The sequence below is a fragment of the Paenibacillus sp. FSL P4-0113 genome, assembly GCF_038009305.1.
Taxonomy (GTDB): Bacteria; Bacillota; Bacilli; order Paenibacillales; family Paenibacillaceae; genus Paenibacillus; species Paenibacillus polymyxa_D.
Window position 1 is genome coordinate 1,491,146 of sequence record NZ_JBBPAZ010000001.1, and the last position, 21,117, is coordinate 1,512,262.

Here is a 21,117-nt window from a genome sequence, read left to right on the forward strand (position 1 = left end):
GTGCTCCGTGCATTTCACCATTGGATATTTCTTGTCGCCTTCAAACATCATTTTGTGTTATGCTCCATCATCCTGATTCTGTAAAATGTTCACTCAAATGTGCATCTCGTTTCTGGTTGGTATCAGCACTGCCCCCTTCTTGTGCCGTCACATCCGGGTGGATGATGGCGCGATACTTCCCCTCTGCCGACAATGTTCCCCCGTCCAAGCCAATCAACACTCGATGATGTACAAAATGAACCCCATTCATCACCACCTCTACCCGGTCTGGTTTAAGGGCAAGCATAAAGGAATGACTGCGGTTAATTCCACGATAGGGGACGAGACGAACACGATCCTGCCAGCTAAACGATTCGTCTCCCAGTTCCATCACCAGTTGGTCAGCATTACCCTCAGAACATTTTTGGAGCCAGGAAGCGGGCAAATACGACTCCCACAATGCTGCCTCCATGACCATCACCGGGGTTCGGGTCAAAGGATCATGGAGCTGGTTACCTGTATCCAACAAGCCTGTACACTCAATATGATCCTGCCCAATCCACACCTGCACTTGTCCCAGAAACCCACTCATCCTTTCTGTGCGCTGCTTTGAGGACTGCACAATTCGAAAGAAAAGCATCACTCCGCCAAATGCGCATAAAATAAACCAGAATGCAATTTTCAGTTCAAAAGACATTCCTCCTGAAGCGGTGTACCAGATGCCATTAAACAATTCCCCCGTATTTTGGAGAAAATAATGCATCCCCAAAATGCCACCTGCAGCTACAAAATTGATCATGTAAAAGGCACCCATTGTACGAAGATACTTTTGCATGCTGCCAAATCCAAAAGCCACCAGCAGCATTATGACCGATAATGCCAGTTTGATCAGGAACGTAAATAAAAAGGACAGTTCCGGCACAAACATCATGACCACGTACATTGCGCCGATTCCAGCTGAAGCCATCAACCTCCACCACACCGGACGGATTTTTCTCATCCAAGCGGTGACCATCAGCAGCACAGCATCAATGAACAAATTGGCCAAAAAAATCAAGTCGATATAAACAACCAAGGCTTCACCCGCCCAGCGTTTGCAGGATAGGCTTAAGTATAGTAGTCATGCTGTTCAAAGTCTGTCTAACGGTGGGGACGGTGACCGACTAATTTTGTCGGAAAGAGGAGAAGCACCTGAACTGCAGGATACGGAAAACAGAAAGAAGCCCGCATCTCCAGGGAGAATGCGGGCAGTCTGAATTGAAACTAGTTATCGTTATTATTATTGCGCGAACGGTTACGTAAAAATGTAGGAATGTCTAATTGATCACTGCTTTGAGTGTTACCAAATGGACGCAAGTTAGGAGAGCCTTTTTCCGCCGATTCAGAAGTAGCCGGGTTAGCTGCCGGTTTACGTCCCGGTGCTGGTTGACTTGGCTTGCCTTCAAAGCCAGTGGCAATGACGGTAACCTTGATCTCTTCTTTCAACTCTTCGTCAATGATAGCACCAAAAATCATGTTTACTTCCGGATCGGAAGCCGATGTTACAATTTCAGCTGCTTCATTAACCTCATACAGAGACAGGTTGTTGCCGCCAGTGATGTTCATAATCACACCGCGAGCACCTTCAATGGATGTCTCCAACAACGGGCTCATGATCGCCTTGCGTGCTGCTTCAGCCGCACGATTTTCACCAGTTGCTTCGCCAATCCCCATCAAAGCGGAGCCACGCTCCGTCATGATCGTCTTAACGTCAGCAAAGTCAAGGTTGATTAGACCCGGTACAGCGATCAAATCTGAAATACCTTGTACCGCCTGACGCAGAACATTGTCCGCTTCACGGAATGCTTCCAACATCGGGGTTTTCTTGTCCACAATTTCAAGCAAGCGGTCATTCGGGATTACAATCAAAGTGTCTACTTTTTCTTTTAATCCCTCAATACCAAGTTCAGCTTGATTGGAGCGCTTACGCCCTTCAAACGTGAACGGTCGGGTTACCACGCCTACGGTCAGCGCGCCGCATTCCTTGGCAATTTCAGCAATGACAGGAGCCGCTCCGGTTCCTGTACCGCCACCCATTCCCGCCGTTACGAATACCATATCCGCACCTTTGAGCGTATTCATAATGAGCTCACGCGACTCTTCAGCCGCTTTTTTACCCACATCTGGGTTAGCGCCGGCACCCAGACCGCGGGTCAGCTTATCGCCAATTTGAAGCTTATGCTCAGACTTCGCTAAATGAAGTGCTTGGGCATCTGTATTGACTGTAATGAACTCCACACCCTGAACACCATTTTCGATCATTCGGTTAACCGCATTGCTGCCGCCGCCTCCGACGCCGATCACTTTAATTTGAGCCAAGCTCTCCATTTCAAAATCAAATTCCAACATACTATTCCATCTCCCCCTCAATGTGCATGGATGGCCCGTCCATGATTGGCATAATTAGCAATGAACGTTATATAAATTCACTGAACATATTTTTTAATCGTTCAATCAACCCCTGCTTTTGCTCACCTTCCGCAACGGGACTACTGCTTTTGGTTCGGTTAGTCGGCTTCTTGGCACTTCCGCCACTGTTGCTAACGCTAGTCGATCTTCCGCGATAGTAACGAATAGCATTATGCAAGATTCCAACCCCGCTCGTGTAGCCCGGATCCCTTACACCGATAAAATCAGGTACGGCGATCCTTACGGAAGCGGCCAGTTCGCTTTGTGCCACCTGAAGTACACCAGGCATGGAGACGGTGCCTCCGGTAAGTATATAACCTCCCGGAAGCTCTGTGTAACCCAAGCGCTTAACTTCCGCCTGAATGAGTTGAAAAATTTCCTGCACTCTCGGCTCAATAATAGCAGCCAAATCCTGCTGGTTAAACTCCTTATCCACATTACTGCCGATACGTGTCACTTTAAAGACGACATCGACTGCCGCATCATCATACCATGCGCAGCCGTATTTAAGCTTTACTTTTTCGGCTTGATCGGTAAGGGTTCTCAGTCCGTAGGCAATATCATTGGTTACAAACTCTCCACCAATCGGAAGTGTTGATGTGGCAACAATCGTTCCTTCCTGGAAAATGGCAACATTCGTAGAACCTGCACCAATATCCACCAGAACTGAACCCATCACCTTTTCATCCTTCGAAAGAGACAATTGTCCGGCTCCAAGAGGCAGCAAGACCAGATCTTTAATCCTCAAGCCAGCTTTCTCAACGCAGCGCAACAGATTATGTATCGGGGTCTTGCCTCCAGTAACAATCGTAGCCTCTACTTCGAGACGAACTCCAATCATACCGCGAGGGTCCTGAATGCCTTCAAGGCCATCAACGACGTACTGCTTGGCTACCACGTCAATAATTTCCCTCTCCGGTGGTACGGCAATAACTTCAGCTGCCTTCAGTACACGCTCAATGTCCTCCTCACCGATTTCACGGTCCTCGTTGGACACGGCTACTACGCCATGACTATTTTGCAGGCCAATATGATTGCCTGAAATCCCCACATACACTTCTGTTATTTGAATACCAACCATGCGTTCTGCGTGATCCACGGCGTTACGGATTGATTGCACGGTTTGATCAATGTCTACAATTGCACCTTTGCGAATCCCTTCCGAGTCGGCAGATCCAACTCCAATAATATTAAAGGTTCCATTATTCATTTCCCCAATAATAGCCCGAACTTTGGATGTACCGATGTCCAAACTAACAATGATGTCATTGTTGCTCAAGTCTGTGGCACCTCCTGACTCCAAAATGAATTTCGTTCTTTAAACACACTCTGTACATATTCAACAAACTCCATGCTTTCCCTCTTTTTTCTACAAATTTTTTAGAAGCCAATTTATGGTTGCAGTCACATAAAAATTTGAAGAAAAAAGAAGGAGGCAAGTCTATTACCCATAAAATCAATTCTAGCATTTTTTCACATCACTGAGTAGTATCTTTTTCTTGGCTCTCTTCACTCGTATCTGGTTTGAACGGAACGTAGGAATCCGCCTCCAACATGGTGATCAAACCTGGATCTTCTGTTTCTAGCACCTGATTCAAATAGCTGATTTTAGAATTCAGTAGAGAAACGGTTGTTATAACCTCAAACTGGGAACGTGTGTACATTTTGATGCGGTCCGGAAAAGAAGGAATCGGCGCAGGAATGATTTCCGAAATATCGGCAGTCCATTCCCCCGGAATGCGTGATAAAGCATCACACAGCTTTGCTTTGTACGGATCATCAGATTTCCATTTGGTCAAAATAGGCTTCTCAACGGCTATTCCGCTACTCCCCACGCCCACGCTTGTCCCATTCGCTAGAATAGCACGAAGGCTCCCGTCACTCTGCAACTCGTAAGCGACCGTAGCAAACTCTTTAATGTGAATAGCAATAATACCCGGAAACTGCTTGTCCACTGTGACTTGCTGTATCGATTGAATTTCTCGCAACTTCTCAGAGATGTCAGATGAACTGACTCCGAAATACTGATCTCCAACAGCCAGACCGCTTCGGTTAAGAAGCTGGTCTCGGGTCGAAAATACATTACCATCAAAACGAATTTCAGAAACCCGACTCAACGAAGAACGGAAAAAGAGAACAGCGAGCAATACGATAAACAACAAAATGAGAAGAATAGCAATCTTTCGGCTTGTTCTTTTTTTCGTTCTGTTCTTTTTAAGAACAGGTATTTGAGCATTTGGCATAGCTTCTCTCCACAAAAGCCCTTTTGTCCCCCCGTTAATGGAGGGACATTACAGGCATTAATTTACGAAATCCAGTTGCTCCGGCACCGGAGACTGACGGCTCATTCGGGCACCCAGTCCCTGAAAAAGACGCTCGATCCGGTCATACCCTCTGTCAATATGATGAACCTGCTCGACAACGGTACGTCCTTGAGCCGCTAGACCCGCTATGACCAGCGCAGCCCCTGCCCGCAGATCGGTAGCCTCTACCGTAGCCCCGTACAGACGTGAAACTCCTCTTATAAAGGCAGCATTTGCATCAACCGTAATATCAGCACCCATTACATTTAGTTCATCCACATGTTTGAATCGGCTTTCGAAGACGGTCTCTTTCATGACACTGAATCCGTCCGCCAAAGAAAGCAGAACCATGACCTGAGATTGCAAATCCGTTGGAAAAGACGGGTAAGGGGAGGTAACGATCCTCTCCACTGCTTTGGGACGACTCATACAACTTACGGTCATTATATCATTCAAGATGCCGACTTGAACACCAGCCCGCCTGAGGACATGAATCAGAGCAGACAAGTGGGATGGATTGCAGTGTGTCAACGACACACTTCCTCGTGTAGCTGCAGCTGCGATCATAACCGTTCCAGCAACTATGCGGTCAGGAATGACCTCATACGTACACGGATTGAGGCAACTGACCCCCGTAATTGTAATCGTGTCGGTTCCAGCACCGATAATGCGGGCTCCCATGGCATTCAAGAAGTTTTGTAAATCCTGAATCTCCGGTTCCCTCGCTGCATTGGTGATCGTTGTTCGTCCTTCAGCCAACGCAGCGGCCATCATAATATTTTCCGTTGCACCTACACTCGGGAAATCCATGTGGATGTCCGAGCCGATCAGCTTGTGGGCTCGAAACGTAATTTGCTCGTCTTTTTCCTCTATCTCTGCGCCAAGAGCTTTTAAGCCCTCTAGGTGAAGATCAATTTTGCGCTCGCCTATGGCACAGCCTCCGGGCTGGTAAATAGAAACTTCTCCATATCTGGCGAGCAGCGGTCCCATCAGAAAGATAGATGAGCGCATTTGCTTCATCAAATCTTCCGGAATTTGGAACGTTCGGACGGACGACGTATCCACGTATACCGTTTCCTCTTCATGTCGGCATGTACAGCCGAGTCTTTCAAGGATGTGCAGCATGACCTTAATGTCTAAAAGATGGGGCACATTCCGAATTTCTACCTTACCTTGTGCAAGTAAGCTCGCTGCAAGAATAGGTAGTGCCGCATTTTTTGCCCCATGGATACGTATGGTGCCTGACAGGGGACGGCCTCCCTCAATCACCAATTTGTCCAATGTATCACCTCCGAGTTTACCGCTCACCCACTACGAAAACCTCCGGAACTAGCTTGATGCCGGTTTGAGATGATATTGTACTTTGAATATGCTTCATTAGGGTAAGCACGTCCTCTGCTGTCGCTTGACCGGTATTTACAATGAAATTGGCATGCTGTACAGATACCTCTGCGCCTCCCGCCTTCAAGCCCTTGAGACCTGCGCTCTCAATAAGACGGGCAGCATAGTCTCCTGGAGGATTGCGGAACACGCTTCCTGCACAAGCTAACTGTAGCGGCTGAGTCAGCCGACGGCGGTCTTTAAAAGCCGCAAGCGCTGCTGAAATTTCCTCGCGGTCGCCCCGCTTCATCCGAAACACTGCCTCTGTCACCATTCCACGTTGCTCATGCAACACGGAGTGACGATAGCTGAAATGCATATTCTCGGCATCGTACACAGCCAATTCCCCTGTATCCAGCACAATCTCAGCGGACTGGAATATTTGTGACACATCAGACCCATGGGCACCGGCGTTCATGTAGACAGCCCCACCGACCGATCCTGGGATACCACCAGCAAATTCAAGACCGGATAGGCCCTGTTTGCTGGCCATAACGCACAGTTTGACCAGTGAAACGCCTCCTCCAGCAACGATCTGTTCATCTTCAAAATGAACATAATCAAATCCTGGTCCCAGCTTGATCACAAGTCCCCGTATCCCTTTGTCAGAGACGAGCATGTTGGAGCCCCGCCCCAACTGCATCCAGGGAATTCCGTGCTCGCTAGCCAGCTTCAAAACTCTTGCCAGCTGCTCTTTGGTATCCGGGATGACAAGTGCATCCGCAGGGCCTCCAATCTTCCATGTCGTATATTTGGACAGCGGCTCATGCTCCAGCACTTTTCCGATATCATGCTCCGCTAATAATGGCATCCATTGCTGCATTGTACTGAAACCTCCTTGTTGCTTGCCCCGCATGGTTATAAGGCTCTCACCTGACAACCGGCAGCCTGAGTGATGGTCACAATCTATAGGGTATCCTATGTAAATACCATCCGGTGTGTGACAACCGCCCAATTCTACGCTGCAAACTACCTTTTACGGGCAAGACGCTCCATTTCTTTTACTAAAATATCCGCTGAGTCAGGCTTGCCAAGCGCAGACGCCGACTCCGCCATGCGACTCCGCCATGCCTTATCCTTCATAATTCCCGCTATAGATTGAAACAGGGCCGGGCCACTCAGTTCCTTTTCTACAATCATGACGGATGCGCCTGCCTTTTCAAGGGTACGAGCATTAGCCTCCTGATGGTTATTCGTCACATTAGGTGATGGGATCAGAATGGACGGAATGCCGAGCGATGTAATCTCTGCCAAGAAGGACGCACCTGCACGATTAACAATTAAAGAAGTACAGGCCAGCACCTCTGGCATATTGTGAATATAGGGAAGCACATGTAGATGATTGGGCAATGAGCCGATCTGATTCCGTATGCTATCCAGCGTTTGCTCGTAATAAGATTCTCCGGTTACATATACAAAATGGACGTCTTTCAGTTGCGAAAGTTGCGGAGCCATTGCAATCATGGCGTCATTAATGGCCTTCGCTCCCCTGCTGCCACCGACCACAAGGACAACTGAGCTGTCCATCGGAACCCCAATCGTAGCAAATCCCCGATCCCGGTTAGCCAAACGAACTGTTGTAGCACGCGGGTTCCCGGTGTAAAGTACATTTTTAGCTTTGGGAAAAGCTCCTTCTGAGCCTTCAAAGCTAACAGCCACTGTATCCACATAGCGACTCAGAAATGTATTAGTCAGCCCTGGAATTGCATTTTGCTCATGAATAATGCTGGGAATTCCCAACTTGGAAGCTGCATAAACGACGGGGCCACATACATATCCCCCAGTTCCAATAACGACATCTGGCTTAAATTTCTTTAATAATGCTTTGGATCTGCGAACCCCATTGAAAAAACGCATGATCGTTTTTATATTTTCCACAGACAAGCTGCGACGAAATCCTGTGATATCAATAGCCTCAAATGGAATTTTTTCCTGAGGAACCAACTTACTTTCGAGTCCTCGTTGACCGCCAATGTATAAAAATTCAGCGTCTGGATCAATTTCTTCGCACTGTCTGGCTACGGCCAACGCCGGATAAATATGCCCTCCGGTGCCGCCGCCGCTCAACACGACGCGCATAAACGTTCACCTCGCATAACGTGATAAATTTAGTAAAATGCCCAGAGCAGTTAGCATTAAGGTCAGAGAAGAACCTCCATAGCTGATTAAGGGCAGTGTTATTCCTGTCACCGGCATTAAACCGATAACGACACCAATATTAATGACGACCTGTACGGCAACCATTGCGACAATACCCACCGCAAGCAAACTACCATAGGTATCCGGAATGGTTATAGCGACACGCATTCCTCTCCACACGAGAACCAAAAAGAGCCCCAGCACCGTCATTCCACCGATAAAGCCAAGCTCCTCCGCCAAAATGGAAAAAATAAAATCAGTTTGCGGCTCAGGAACGTAGCTATATTTTTGTCGACTCATGCCGAGTCCCAAGCCCGCCAGCCCGCCAGGACCAATCGCATATAGCGATTGAATAATTTGATAGCCTGCGCCAAGCGGATCGGACCAAGGGTCCAGAAAAGCTGTGATGCGCTGGAGTCGATAAGGCGCAGCTGCAATCAGTGCAGCAAACCCCGCTGCTCCCGACAGAGCTAGCAGACCGAGATGCTTCATACGCGCGCCTGCCGTAAATACGATGAGCATGGACGCTCCCATCATTACCGTACCTGTGCCCAAATCGGGCTGGAGCATAATAAGCCCAAAAGCCAGTCCCATGAGTCCAAGCGGCGGCAACAGGCCGCGCGTAAAAGAGCTAATATCATAATCAGGACGACTGAGCCAACGAGCGAGAAAAAGAATCATACCCAGCTTCATAAACTCGGAAGGCTGAATGCCGAAAGAGCTAATACCGAGCCAGCTTCGTGCCCCGCCTCTTACTACACCAATGCCGGGAATTAATACGGCAACCAGCAGCGCTAGACAGATCAACAATACGACCTTGGCATATTTCTGCCAGACCCGGTAGTCCGTTCTGGCAGTAAAGTACATCGCTACTAGGCCGAGCCCCGCAAACAGCAATTGTCGCTTAACAAAATAGTAGGAGTCCCCGTACTCGTGAAAAGCGAGGACGGCGCCCGCACTATATACCATAACCATGCCGATGGCTAATAAGCTTACAATACAAACGAAAAGCCATAGATCCGGCGCTGGACGAGACTGCTTCATCAGGAGGCCACCCCTTGCATAAAAGTAGGGGCTTATCCAACCCCCCTACTTACAATTTATGCGCCGCCTCTTTAAAAATACGTCCACGCTCTTCATAGGATCGGAACATATCCCAGCTTGCACAGGCGGGTGAGAGTAATACCACATCTCCCGTCTCAGCAAATTCAGAAGCCTTGTTCACAGCCTCCACGAGCGTAGCGGCGGCATCCTCCCCATTATCGACGACCTTGACATGCTCTATTCCGGCCTGCTTGGCCCGCTCAGCCAGCTTATGCCGTGTCTCACCCAGGAGCACAACGGCTTTCACACCTTCCTGTAAAGAAGGTACGAGCTCTGTATAATCAGAGCCACGATCCAATCCTCCGGCAATGAGTACAATAGGCTGCTTAAAGGAAGATAAGGCCATCATCGTTGCTTTCGAATTGGTTGCTTTGGAATTATTGTAATAAGCTACACCAGCGTGTTCTAAAACATATTCAAGCCGATGTTCTACGCCGCGAAAAGTACTTAATGGTTCCGCCAAATTTGCTGGTTCTGCGCCTGCAGCAATGGCGATTGCGCAGGCAGCAAGAGCATTTTCTACGTTAAAACGACCCGGAAGTCCAATCTCAGCTATGCCTATAATGGGATGCAGCACACCATTTCCATCGCGGTATACGATGCTACGTTCAATATCGTCCGTCACATCCGGTATGTATGGCGGATCAGCGAACAACCCTTCCTGCAAACGTTCTGTCATAGAGAACGGAAGCAGCTTCGCTTTTATATAGGGTACCAGCTCCCGGCAGACGGGGTCGTCCCAGTTCACCACCGCAGTATCCGCCGCCGTTTGATTGGCAAATAGACGCGCCTTGGATGCAACGTAGTCCTCCATGCCTCCGTGGTAGTCCAAATGGGTCTCTGCTACATTGAGCAGGCAGGCCACAGCGGGCTTGAAATCCTTTGTTCCTTTTAACTGAAAGCTGCTCAGCTCCACAACCATCCACTCATCCGACTTGGCGTCCACAGCCGCCTCACATAAGGGCGTACCGATATTACCAGCCACGATTGGATTCATGCCGGATGCCTCCAACAGCTTGCCTACCCAAGTGGTCGTGGTCGTCTTTCCGTTGGAGCCAGTAATTCCGATGATCGGAGCTTTACATAGATGGTAGGCGACCTCAACCTCGGTCACAACCTCAATGCCGAGCTCGACAGCTTTCTGTACGGGAGGGGCCGTATAAGGAATGCCTGGATTTTTGACAACCAGCTTCACTCCATGATGAATCAACCCCTCTGGGTGACCCCCGCATAAAACGGAAATTCCCAAAGCCTCTAATTCAGAAGCTTCGGGACATTGTTCCCTATCTTTTTTATCATTGACTGTCAGCTTCGCTCCGGCCTGGTGCAGCACCTTGGCAACTTGCACGCCGCTTTTGGCCAGACCGATAATGACGACTTCCTGATCTCTGTATGCGTCTGGATGGTTCATTGGTCTACAACCCCTTGTTGAGATAAAGTCCGAGTCCTGCCAACAGCAGTCCTACAGCCCAGAATGTAATAACTACGCGCCATTCGGACCAGCCGGACAGCTCGAAATGATGATGAATCGGGCTCATTTTGAAAATACGCTTGCCACGTGTTTTAAAGGAAGCTACCTGCAAGACCACGGACAGCATTTCAATTACGAATACACCGCCGATAATGAGAAACAAAATTTCGCTTTTCGTAACGATGGCAATGGCACCTATGGCGCCGCCGATTCCCAGCGAGCCTGTGTCACCCATAAACACCTTGGCAGGATGAGCATTATATACTAGAAATCCGAGTACAGCGCCGATCATAGCTGCTGAGCATACTGCTGCCGGAAGCGAGGTTGCCTGAATCGCGACAATGGCATAAGCAGCAAAGGCAATGGCACTTGTACCGGACAGCAGCCCGTCCAGCCCATCCGTGAAATTGACAGCGTTGCTAATTGCCAGCATCATGATAATGATGAACGGATAATAGAACCAGCCGCCCCAATCAAATGACCATGACGTTCCAGGGATGCCGATCGCAGTACTATGATCATTGCTAAGCAGAAGCCAGCACATGATCGCGCCAAACAATAATTGTCCAAACAGCTTTTGACGCGCCGTCAGGCCTAACGAGCGTTTGAATACAATTTTGATATAGTCGTCCAAAAAGCCGATCAGCCCAAAGCCGAGCGTAGCAACCAGCAGAACGTAAAAGTCCGTATTTTTGATAGCTGAAAACTTAAGAAAGGTCAGCGTAAAAGCCACCAGAATCACGATACCGCCCATTGTAGGCGTACCTATCTTTTTAAGATGGCTTTGTGGCCCGTCATCCCGGACCTGCTGGCCAAATTTCATTCGCCGCAGCAGCGGAATGAGCAGTGGAGCGGCAATGACCGCCAGTATAAACGATACGACGATCGTCAGCAGTAATAATTGAATATCCATGGGAGTCTCCCTCTCGTCAACATCAGTTCTGTAGCGGACCGTTTTTCAGCGCATCCACAATTTCTTCTAGTCGCATCCCTCTGGATGCCTTAACCAGCACAATATCATTGGCGTGGAGATGAACCCGCAAATGCTGGATCAACTCTTGCTTATCTGTATAAGCGTGCACGTTAACAGCTGGCATCAACCCTTGCGCGCCCTGTGCAATCGAAGTGCCTAACGCACCGTAGGTAAACAGTACCTCTACGTCGTGCTTTGCCGCGAAAATTCCAATTTCCTCATGGAATTGCTTTTCCTCAGGTCCCAGCTCCAGCATGTCACCAAGTACGGCGACTTTACGTCCATCCGTTTTATACGCAGACAACGTCTGAATTGCAGCCTTCATTGAAGCCGGACTGGCATTATAAGCGTCGTTTAGCACAGTAAGTCCATTAGGACAGTTCACGACCTCAATACGCATGCCCGTCAGTTTTAAAGACGACAACCCTTTACGTATATGATCTGCATCGACATTGAAATGACGCGCTACCGCCAGTGCTGCCAAACCATTTACAACATTGTGCTGTCCAAGCAAGGGAAGTCGGAAAGCCTCTTTGCCAGATTGGGCTGTTATGAATAAGCTACCTTCTCCATCCGAAGTGATTTCAGTTGGATAGTCATCGTTGCCTGCAGCTAGCCCGAACGTAAATAATTTTAAACCTTCAGGCTTGACCGTTTCAGACTCCGCCAACACTTGTGAAAGCAGTGGTTCATCCCCGTTGTAGATCAGCAAACCACCGGGCTTAAGGCCACTTGTGATTTCCAACTTTGCACGAGCGATTTCCGCACGAGAACCAAGCTGCAGCAAGTGCGATTCGCCTATGTTCGTTATGATAGCTACATCTGGTTGGGCAATATTAGCCAGCAGACGAATCTCTCCACGTCCACTCATGCCCATCTCCAGAATGAGAATATCTGTATCCTGCGGCATGGACAGTACCGTTAAAGGCAAACCGATATGATTGTTATAATTTCCTTCGGTTTTGTGTACTTTAAAAGTCGTGCCCAGCAGAGCGTTTACGATGTCTTTCGTTGTCGTCTTGCCGTTGCTTCCCGTGATCCCAACGACAGAAACGCCAGTCTCGCGTAAGTATGCAGCTGCTAGATGCTGAAGGGCTTCTAACGTATCCTCTACCTCAATAGCGTTCTCAGCCGGAGGTACGCCATGATCCTTTTGCCATAAAAATGCAGCTGCACCTGCCTCACTTACGATCTGCTGCACATAATTATGCCCATCAAATCGTTCGCCCACGAGTGGAACAAACAACCCTTGGCTCTGCGGCCTGCGAGAATCTGTAAAAACGCCTTCGACTATCTGTTCGGCGTCCGCTTCTCCGTGAAGTGTTCCTTCACACATAGATGCAATCTGACCGGTTGTTCTTTTCATCACTTGGATAAACCCCTTATCGCTTCTTTGGCTACGATGCGGTCATCGAATTCATGCACCGTTTTTCCGATCAACTGGTAAGTCTCATGACCTTTTCCCGCAATCAATACTACATCGTCAGGGCTTGCCATTTCAACAGCTTTATGAATTGCAGTTCTGCGATCCACGATCAATTCGTATCGTTCTGCGGGTATACCTTCATCAATCAGCCCTTGTTCGATGTCTTTCAAAATCACTTTCGGGTCCTCTGTTCGCGGATTGTCGGAAGTAATAAACGAATGATCACTGTAACGCGCAGCAATTTTCCCCATCAACGGACGTTTCGTACGATCCCGGTCACCGCCGCATCCAAATACACACCATACTTTACCGACCGCAAATTCCTTTACGGTGCGAAGGACATTTTCCAATCCGTCCGGTGTATGGGCATAGTCTACAATAACAGCAAAGGGCTGACCCGCATCTACAGGCTCTACCCGCCCATCTACGCCTGCGATAGACTCTAGACTCCTCTTGATATCCGCCAGCGAAATTCCCTCCAGCAGAGCTGCGGTAATGGCCGCCAGTGCGTTGTACACATTGAACTTGCCCACCATTCGAAGCTCAATATCGGTATCTCCTTTAAAAGTGGACACATGGAAGAAGGTTCCCTTGGCACCAATAGTGATACGAGATGCCTGCACATCAGATTCCTTTTCCACGCCGTATGTAATCACTTGGGCCGCAGTTTGAGCCTGCAAATAGGAAGAAGCCGGATCGTCTGCATTCAGAACAGCATATTTGCTATCTGATGCATCGCGCGAGAAAGCATTTCCCAACCTAGAGAACAAAAGTCCTTTTGCAGCACGGTACTCCTCCATTGTGTTGTGGTAGTCCAGGTGGTCCTGCGTCAGGTTTGTAAATATAGCTGTGCGAAAATCAGTTCCCTTGACGCGACCCTGCTCCAACGCATGTGAGGATACTTCCATGACACAGCATTGAACCCCCTGCTCTGCCATATTTCCCAGATAACGTTGAAGTTCCACCGCTTCGGGCGTAGTGCCAGACATTGGATAAGACTGACCACCGTAACGCATTTGAATCGTACCAATCAGTCCGGTGTTCACCCCGGCGTCCTTCATGATCTTTTCAATCAGATAAGTTATCGTTGTTTTACCGTTGGTTCCGGTTATGCCGATCATGCGCATGCGTCGGCTCGGTGAATCAAACATATAATCCGCCAAAACCGCCATGGCATGTCGTGCATCCTTAACTACAAGCTGCGGAACAGGTACATCCAGTTCCCGTTCAACGACCAAAGCTGCCGCTCCGGACGCAATTGCCTGCTCAGCATAGTCATGTCCGTCCACTGTAAAACCTGGCAGACACAGAAATAAATCTCCCGGTTGCACTCGACGTGAATCCGCCCCGATTCCTCGGCAATCCACTGTACCGTCACCCACGACACGGGAGACGGCCAGCAGTGAAGCCAATTGTTGAAGCTGCATCTTTCATTCCTCCATTGCTCTCTCGTTATTCATAGTATGGTATAAAATGAACCTATCAATCCCCCATGTAAATACGGATCGTTGATCCCCGCTCCAATCTGGAGCCCGGCTTCGGCGCCTGACTCACGACCGTCTTGCCTGACCCGGATTTTACGAGCATAAAGTTCATATTCATATCTTCGTACAAATCAGCTGCAGTAGCACCTACCAGATCAGGTACCGTTTCGATCGGATTTTCTCCATACTTGTACTCTTTGGCAATTTGATTGGTGCGAGGTGGTATTTTTAAGGCAATCAGCGCGTCCTTTAAAATATTTTGCACGATTGGCGCAGCAACAACCCCGCCGAATTGAATGCCCTTCGGGTTATCGACAGCGGTATAGACGACGATTTGCGGATCATCTGCCGGTGCAAAACCAATAAAGGATACAATATGCTCCGAGGAAGAATAACGCCCGTTAATCACCTTTTGTGCTGTCCCCGTTTTACCTCCCACCCGGTAGCCTTCAATAAAAGCAGGACGACCTGTACCTTTAGCAACGACACTTTCCAGCGCTTCCCTTACCTGTCGGGAGGTGTCCTCTGAAATGACCCTACGTACCAGTTCTGGTTCTACTTTTTCCAGCACTTTTCCGGTTCCCGGCTGAACCCAACCTTTTGTAATGTGAGGCTTGTAAAGATTACCGCCATTGATTGCCGCTGATACAGCCGTAACCTGCTGGATCGGGGTGACAGACACCCCTTGACCAAAAGCGGTCGTCGCCAGTTCTACAGGACCTACCTGAGGTAGCTTGAACAAAATGCCGTTGCCCTCACCAATCATGTCGATCCCCGTTTTGCTGCCGAAGCCAAAATTGCGAATGTACTTGAACAGTGTTTCTTTGCCTAACCGCTGCCCCAATGTTACAAAACCAGGGTTGCAAGAATTCTCCACCACTTGAAGGAAAGTTTGGCTCCCATGTCCGCCTTTCTTCCAGCAACGCAGGCGTGCTCCACCGACTTCAATATATCCCGGATCAAAAAAACGGTCATTTTTGAGATTGACCTTCTTTTCTTCCAAGGCAGCCGCCAATGTAATAATTTTAAAAGTAGACCCAGGTTCATATGTCATCCAGATAGGCAGATTTCGATTGTAGATTTCAGGCGCATATTGCTTGTATAGCGCTGGCTCATAGCTTGGTCGTCCAGCCATGCCTAATATTTCACCCGTCTTGGGGTTCATAGCTATAGACAACGCGGACTTCGCCTGAAATTTGACCATGGCTTGGTCAAGCTCCCGCTCCATAATGGACTGCACAGACTTATCAATGGTTAATTGTAAATTCAGTCCATCCTTCGGTTCAATGTATTTTTCGGAAGAACCTGGCATCAGACGACCACCTGCATCTGATAAATATGCAATACTTCCGTCAATTCCCCGAAGCTTACTGTTTTGCTGCTTCTCTACGCCTGTCAGCCCTTGATTATCAATTCCTGTAAACCCAAGAATATGAGCGGCTAGATCACCATAAGGATAATAACGTTTGTTGTCTTCAGCAACAACGATACCCGGCAGCTTCAAATCACGAATTTGCTGCGCTTTCTCCATCGTAATTTTTCGTCCGCCGGGCTGAAGTTTTTGGCTTGCTGTTCGTTTGGTAATCAGCTTGAGCACTTTATCCTCACTCATATCCAGCAAGGGCGCCAGCCTGCGTGCCGTTTCTTCCGGCTTCTTAATCTGTACTGGTATCGCCATGACTGTGGGCGAACTGACATTGTAGGTCAGCGCCGTACCCTGCCGATCCAAAATTTCGCCACGCTTGGCGGCAAATGGAATATTGCGGCGCCACGAATCCTCAGCCTTGGCCGAGAGCTCGCCTCCTTTACCCAATTGAACATAGGCGAGCCGGATCGACAAGGCCGCAAACAGTACAAATAATCCCATTAGCCCCCATACCAGCCTTCGCCGCATGGTCACGTTAGATTTTTTCAAACGCGCTCCCTCCGTTCCTCAAATACTCATGACATGTCTTACCTCATGAATATTCAAAAGAACGAACATTAGAACAAGCTATCAGTTATCCTCGCCTTTAATCTCAGCAGCACTTTTCTCATCTGCAACAGCCGATATTCCTCTCTTAGGAGCTCCCGCGTCTGTTCCAGCTTCGGCAGTAGTACCGGATTCGTTTTTATTATCGGCCTCCGTTTTTGTCGCGCTCCCAATCTGGTTAGCTGCAACTCCATTAGTCGAGTCCTGTGTTTCCTCCGGTTTCACTCCGGTCACCGTTTCTTTGGCCGGCTGAAGCATCACACTGACGATTCGCTTTCCATTTACCATTTGCGCCTTTTGAGAGACGACATAACCTTCGCCGCTTACCTGCACACCAACCCTCATAAGGGTTAGGACTTGAAGTGTGTCACGCAACGAAACACCTGTAAAATCAGGAATAGTCATGTTAGCACTATCCTCAGTCAGCAAGTAAATGCGTTGTCCGGGTTTCATTTTGACGCCTGCTTCAGGATACTGGCGAACAATTTTGGAGCCTTTGCCTACCGTTTCATAGGCAATCCCCTGTTTGAGCAATGCGTTTTGCGCATCCTTCTTCACCTGACCCGTTAATTGTGGTACCGTTGGCAAATTCACTGTTTTTACAACAGCACCACCTGATTTATTCGTTTTAGTTCCCGTTTTTGGAACACCCATATATTGCAACGATTGGGATACGATTTTTTTAAATACAGGCGCTGCTGCTGTACCGCCGCCTACCGATTTGTTAGGTTCGTCCATAACAACCAAAACAGCCATTTTCGGATCATTTACCGGTGCAAAACCTATAAAGGACACGACATCCTTCGAATGGTCATATACTTTTCCAACGACTTTCGTCGCTGTACCTGTTTTACCAGCTACACGATATCCGTCGATATAAGCAAGGCGTCCCGTACCAATTTCCTGGTCAGACACAACCTGCTCCAGATAGCTGCTTGTCTGAGCTGCAGATTCCTGAGTAATCACTTGGCGGATTTCCTTTGGCTGAATCGTCTGCACTTCGCCTGTATCTGGGTTTATAATTTCCTTTACCAGATGAGGCTGCATCAGCTTCCCCCCGTTAGCAATTGCCGAGATGGCAGCTACCTGCTGGATTGGCGTCACCTGGACACGTCCGTGTCCATATGAAGCCGTTGCGACCTCGGATTTGTACTGGGTATGGAATGTGATAGCTCCGGTAGACTCACTCGGAAGATCAATACCCGTTTTCACCCCGAAACCAAAGTTATTAATATATTTCTTCAGCCTTTCGCCACCCAACTTATCCAGCCCCAGATGGACAAAGCCGACGTTACTTGAACGCTTGACTCCCTGAAGATAAGTTAACGTTCCCCAGTTACGGCTTACGTCACGAATATCCCAGCCTCCGACCCGAATCATACCAGATTGGTAGGATTCATTCGGATTGAATACCTTTTCTTGAACCGCGGCAGCCAAAGTGACAATCTTAAACGTGGAGCCCGGCTCGTAGATGGACTGAGTAGCATTATTACGGAAATATTCCAAAGGTGTACTCCCATATGTATTGGGATTAAAATTCGGGTAGGTCGCCATACCGAGAACATCCATCGTTTTGGGATCAGCCGCTACCACAGTCATCGTTTTCGGATTGTATTTTGCTATAGCTTCCTGCATGGCATCCTCTATATAATACTGAATCGTATCGTCAATCGTCAGCTTTAAATTTTTACCATTTTGTGCCGGCTCATAGACACTTCCCGATCCTTGAAGAGGAACTCCCTTCCGATCCCGCTGATAGAGAAGCTTTCCAGCCGTCCCCGAGAGCTCTTTATTATAATAAGCTTCCAACCCCATACCTGCTGTGCCATCTTTTCTTTGATAGCCAAGAACATGGGAAGCCAGCTTATTTTCTGGATAATAGCGTTTGGATCCTTGAACAGTGTCCACAGCTCCAATTACTTGATACTTATCCTTCAAATACTCTTTGAACGTATCCACTTGTGCCTTGACCTCAGGATCTACCTTCCAGCCTCCATTGCGGATCTCGCGGTTTTTTAAGTAGTTCCCCGCTTTATCCTTTGCAGAAAGATGCCTTCTCAGCTCATCCTCAGGTGTTTTGAGTAATTGGTGTAGCTTAGCTACAACCTCATTCTCCAAATCATACTCCTGAATGATGGTAGGATTGACAACTACCGTATAAGCCGGTGCATCCGTAGCCAATACGTTTCCTTTACGGTCCGTAATGGTTCCACGCTTGGGCTGAATCACCTGATCTTTTTCCACTTGAGTAACTACCAGGTTATGCCAGTACTCCCCGCTCACAACTTGAATCCAAAATACCTTAAGTAGCAGAACAAGAAAAAAGAGGGTAATACATCCCCCTATCAGCAGTGTACGAAGCTTTATTCTTTTGACCATAGCTCAAACCTCTCTGCAAAAAAATGTACGTCAGAGCATAGCTTGATGCTATGCCCTTAACTATTTGGCAGCCTGCTTTTCCACACGAATGGGCTCTCTTGTTGGTTCGATATATCCCTGTTCCTTTGCAGTCGGCACGATCTGATTTTCCAGACGCTCTTTTTGAATCTTCAGTTGGGCGATATTGGTCTGTAATTTGGAAATGTCCTTGCTTGCCGTATTAATCGAATAATTGATTTGATAAATGTGAGCGTACCTGCCAATCAACATACCAGCAATGACAATGCACGCTACAAGTGTCAATAGATACAGCAGCTTTTCTCGAATCGGCAGCTCTCTGCGGCGTGTAACGACTTTGGTGGTCTCACGATACCGTTGTTGCTGAACCTGTTCCTGACGGGCTCTTTCTTTTACAGCCAAATTACCGCGTGTATAAGCCATGTCGCCTCTCCTTCTCCATTAAATTTACAATTTTTCGGCAACTCTCAGCTTCGCTGACCGGGACCGTGGATTAAGCTCCAATTCCTGCTCTGACGCTACAATCGGCTTACGGTTCACCAGCTTCAGATCGCCTATCATTTTGTCCTCCAAAATAGGCAAATCAGATGGATAGATGCTTTTCGCCAAATACTCCTTGAAAATATGCTTGCATATCCGATCCTCCAGAGAATGGAATGTAATGACCGAAATTCTGCCTCCTGGAGCCAGACATCTTATTGCCTGATGCAAAGTATCTTCCAGTGCACCCAACTCATCATTTACAGCAATCCGCAAAGCCTGGAAACTGCGTTTAGCCGGATGTCCCCCGGTTCTGCGTGCCGCAGCCGGAATTCCTTCTTTGATAATATCGACAAGTTCCCCTGTTGTGTGAATAGGCTTGTTCAATCGACGTTCAATCATGATCTTTGCGATCCGCCGTGAAAACTTCTCTTCTCCGTAATGAAACAAAATACGCGCAATCTCTGCTTCCGACCATTCATTGACAATTTCGTAAGCCGTAAGCGAGCTACTCTGATCCATCCGCATATCAAGCGGCGCATCATGATTGTAACTAAATCCCCGTTCCCCCTCATCGAACTGGGGCGAGGACACACCCAGATCGAACAAAATACCCTGGACCTGCGGGACGCCGTCTTTTTCGGGCAATCCCAATTCAGTCAGCTTGTCCTGCAAGTGGCGGAAGTTAGATTTCACTAATGAAATCTTTCCTTCATAGGCTGACAGCTTCTCTCGCGCATTGTTCAATGCCCAGTCGTCCTGATCAAAGGCAATAAGCCTTCCCTCAGGGCCAAGCTGTGATGCAATGACGGAACTGTGTCCTGCCCCTCCCAACGTGCAGTCCACATAAATCCCGTCCTGCCTGATGTTTAGTGCCTGTGTTGCTTCTTCTTTGAGTACGGTAATGTGGTGAAACAAACGGCTGACCTCCTAAATTACAATTCAAAGTTGAAATCAACCAATTTCTCAGCAATGTCATTAAATGCTTCCTCTGATTGGTTGAAATATTGCTCCCAAGTGTGCTTACTCCAAATCTCTACACGGGTGGACACTCCCAATACGACGCACTCTTTAGTAAGCTTGGCGTATTCGCACAAATTCCCCGGTAAATTTACCCTGCCCTGTTTGTCCAATTCGCATTCAGTCGCCCCCGAGAAAAAAAAACGGGTAAACGCCCGCGCATCGGCCTTCATCAGAGGCAGTGCTTTAAGTTTTTTCTCCATGACAGCCCACTCATCCATAGGATACACGAAGAGGCATTGGTCCAGCCCGCGGGTAACCACGAACGAGGCACCGAGAAGTTCACGAAACTTGGCCGGTACAGTAAGCCGACCCTTCTCATCAATGCTATGTTGGAACTCCCCCATAAACATTGGTTTCGTCACCCCTTACCCCATTCTCCCACTTTGGCCCACTTTCCACCACCTAAGCATAATAGATTCGCTTTAAAAAATCAAAGACCTCTTTTTCATTACCAAAAAGTGATAGAAGCTGGATCCATAGCATTATGTCTGTTATTGTAGCCCTGCGTCATAAGATACAAAAAAGCCCCTTATCCCAT

17 protein-coding genes are annotated in these 21,117 nt (G+C 48.2%); all 17 read right to left on the reverse strand.

Features of this window, described 5'->3' with window-relative positions:
• Positions 1-67 precede the first annotated feature (67 nt).
• The 17 genes from spoIIGA to mraZ all read right to left on the reverse strand — a co-directional run bounded on the left by spoIIGA (position 68) and on the right by mraZ (position 20,929).
• Complete coding sequence (spoIIGA, locus tag MKX46_RS06140) at positions 68-1,054, reverse strand: sigma-E processing peptidase SpoIIGA (protein ID WP_029517748.1); 987 nt, start codon at positions 1,052-1,054, stop codon at positions 68-70.
• 188 nt (positions 1,055-1,242) lie between these two features.
• Positions 1,243-2,367: a cell division protein FtsZ gene (gene ftsZ / locus MKX46_RS06145; RefSeq protein ID WP_013311084.1), complete on the reverse strand. Its 1,125-nt coding sequence runs from the start codon at positions 2,365-2,367 to the stop codon at positions 1,243-1,245.
• A gap of 67 nt (positions 2,368-2,434) precedes the next feature.
• Positions 2,435-3,706, reverse strand: coding sequence for a cell division protein FtsA (ftsA, locus tag MKX46_RS06150; RefSeq protein WP_039272246.1), 1,272 nt, complete (start codon positions 3,704-3,706; stop codon positions 2,435-2,437).
• A gap of 199 nt (positions 3,707-3,905) precedes the next feature.
• A complete protein-coding gene (locus MKX46_RS06155; RefSeq protein ID WP_069010282.1) occupies positions 3,906-4,670 on the reverse strand; it encodes a cell division protein FtsQ/DivIB in 765 nt (254 codons plus the stop codon).
• Between the two features lie 57 nt (positions 4,671-4,727).
• Positions 4,728-6,038: a UDP-N-acetylglucosamine 1-carboxyvinyltransferase gene (gene murA, locus MKX46_RS06160; protein ID WP_176715673.1), complete on the reverse strand. Its 1,311-nt coding sequence runs from the start codon at positions 6,036-6,038 to the stop codon at positions 4,728-4,730.
• Positions 6,028-6,933, reverse strand: coding sequence for a UDP-N-acetylmuramate dehydrogenase (murB, locus tag MKX46_RS06165; RefSeq protein ID WP_029517752.1), 906 nt, complete (start codon positions 6,931-6,933; stop codon positions 6,028-6,030). The genes murA and murB overlap by 11 nt, the downstream gene beginning before the upstream one ends.
• A gap of 146 nt (positions 6,934-7,079) precedes the next feature.
• Positions 7,080-8,189 carry an undecaprenyldiphospho-muramoylpentapeptide beta-N-acetylglucosaminyltransferase gene (gene murG, locus MKX46_RS06170; protein WP_340885915.1) on the reverse strand — a complete coding sequence of 370 codons (1,110 nt, stop codon included), beginning with the start codon at positions 8,187-8,189 and terminating at the stop codon, positions 7,080-7,082.
• A 6-nt stretch (positions 8,190-8,195) separates the two neighbouring features.
• Positions 8,196-9,293 carry a stage V sporulation protein E gene (gene spoVE / locus MKX46_RS06175; RefSeq protein ID WP_029517754.1) on the reverse strand — a complete coding sequence of 366 codons (1,098 nt, stop codon included), beginning with the start codon at positions 9,291-9,293 and terminating at the stop codon, positions 8,196-8,198.
• A 49-nt stretch (positions 9,294-9,342) separates the two neighbouring features.
• Positions 9,343-10,764 (reverse strand): UDP-N-acetylmuramoyl-L-alanine--D-glutamate ligase, encoded by a 1,422-nt coding sequence (gene murD / locus MKX46_RS06180; RefSeq protein ID WP_029517755.1) that lies wholly within the window; start codon positions 10,762-10,764, stop codon positions 9,343-9,345.
• Between the two features lie 4 nt (positions 10,765-10,768).
• A complete protein-coding gene (gene mraY, locus MKX46_RS06185) occupies positions 10,769-11,737 on the reverse strand; it encodes a phospho-N-acetylmuramoyl-pentapeptide-transferase (RefSeq protein ID WP_013311092.1) in 969 nt (322 codons plus the stop codon).
• Positions 11,738-11,759: 22 nt separating this feature from the next.
• Positions 11,760-13,163: a UDP-N-acetylmuramoyl-tripeptide--D-alanyl-D-alanine ligase gene (locus MKX46_RS06190; protein WP_029517756.1), complete on the reverse strand. Its 1,404-nt coding sequence runs from the start codon at positions 13,161-13,163 to the stop codon at positions 11,760-11,762.
• On the reverse strand, positions 13,163-14,650 hold the full coding sequence (locus tag MKX46_RS06195) for a UDP-N-acetylmuramoyl-L-alanyl-D-glutamate--2,6-diaminopimelate ligase (protein ID WP_029517757.1): 1,488 nt from the start codon (positions 14,648-14,650) through the stop codon (positions 13,163-13,165). Before MKX46_RS06195 ends, MKX46_RS06190 begins: the two co-directional genes overlap by 1 nt.
• Before the next feature lie 55 nt (positions 14,651-14,705).
• Positions 14,706-16,622, reverse strand: coding sequence for a stage V sporulation protein D (locus MKX46_RS06200; RefSeq protein WP_025721601.1), 1,917 nt, complete (start codon positions 16,620-16,622; stop codon positions 14,706-14,708).
• An 81-nt stretch (positions 16,623-16,703) separates the two neighbouring features.
• Positions 16,704-19,058, reverse strand: coding sequence for a penicillin-binding transpeptidase domain-containing protein (locus tag MKX46_RS06205; protein WP_029517758.1), 2,355 nt, complete (start codon positions 19,056-19,058; stop codon positions 16,704-16,706).
• 60 nt (positions 19,059-19,118) lie between these two features.
• Positions 19,119-19,499, reverse strand: a complete 381-nt coding sequence (locus MKX46_RS06210) for a hypothetical protein (RefSeq protein WP_029517759.1) — start codon at positions 19,497-19,499, stop codon at positions 19,119-19,121.
• Positions 19,500-19,523: 24 nt separating this feature from the next.
• The gene (gene rsmH, locus MKX46_RS06215) at positions 19,524-20,474 is read right to left on the reverse strand and encodes a 16S rRNA (cytosine(1402)-N(4))-methyltransferase RsmH (RefSeq protein ID WP_023989455.1); all 951 of its coding nucleotides are present in this window, start codon (positions 20,472-20,474) and stop codon (positions 19,524-19,526) included.
• Positions 20,475-20,491: 17 nt separating this feature from the next.
• Positions 20,492-20,929, reverse strand: coding sequence for a division/cell wall cluster transcriptional repressor MraZ (mraZ, locus tag MKX46_RS06220; protein WP_013311099.1), 438 nt, complete (start codon positions 20,927-20,929; stop codon positions 20,492-20,494).
• Positions 20,930-21,117 lie beyond the last annotated feature (188 nt).

Coding starts and splice junctions, on each gene's coding strand:
- ftsZ (WP_013311084.1), bottom strand. CDS start 2,367: ATGTTGGAATTTGATTTTGAAATGGAGAGCTTGGCTCAAATTAAAGTG.
- MKX46_RS06155 (WP_069010282.1), bottom strand. CDS start 4,670: ATGCCAAATGCTCAAATACCTGTTCTTAAAAAGAACAGAACGAAAAAA.
- murB (WP_029517752.1), bottom strand. CDS start 6,933: ATGCAGCAATGGATGCCATTATTAGCGGAGCATGATATCGGAAAAGTG.
- murG (WP_340885915.1), bottom strand. CDS start 8,189: ATGCGCGTCGTGTTGAGCGGCGGCGGCACCGGAGGGCATATTTATCCG.
- spoVE (WP_029517754.1), bottom strand. CDS start 9,293: ATGAAGCAGTCTCGTCCAGCGCCGGATCTATGGCTTTTCGTTTGTATT.
- murD (WP_029517755.1), bottom strand. CDS start 10,764: ATGAACCATCCAGACGCATACAGAGATCAGGAAGTCGTCATTATCGGT.
- mraY (WP_013311092.1), bottom strand. CDS start 11,737: ATGGATATTCAATTATTACTGCTGACGATCGTCGTATCGTTTATACTG.
- MKX46_RS06190 (WP_029517756.1), bottom strand. CDS start 13,163: ATGAAAAGAACAACCGGTCAGATTGCATCTATGTGTGAAGGAACACTT.
- MKX46_RS06195 (WP_029517757.1), bottom strand. CDS start 14,650: ATGCAGCTTCAACAATTGGCTTCACTGCTGGCCGTCTCCCGTGTCGTG.
- MKX46_RS06205 (WP_029517758.1), bottom strand. CDS start 19,058: ATGGTCAAAAGAATAAAGCTTCGTACACTGCTGATAGGGGGATGTATT.
- MKX46_RS06210 (WP_029517759.1), bottom strand. CDS start 19,499: ATGGCTTATACACGCGGTAATTTGGCTGTAAAAGAAAGAGCCCGTCAG.
- mraZ (WP_013311099.1), bottom strand. CDS start 20,929: ATGTTTATGGGGGAGTTCCAACATAGCATTGATGAGAAGGGTCGGCTT.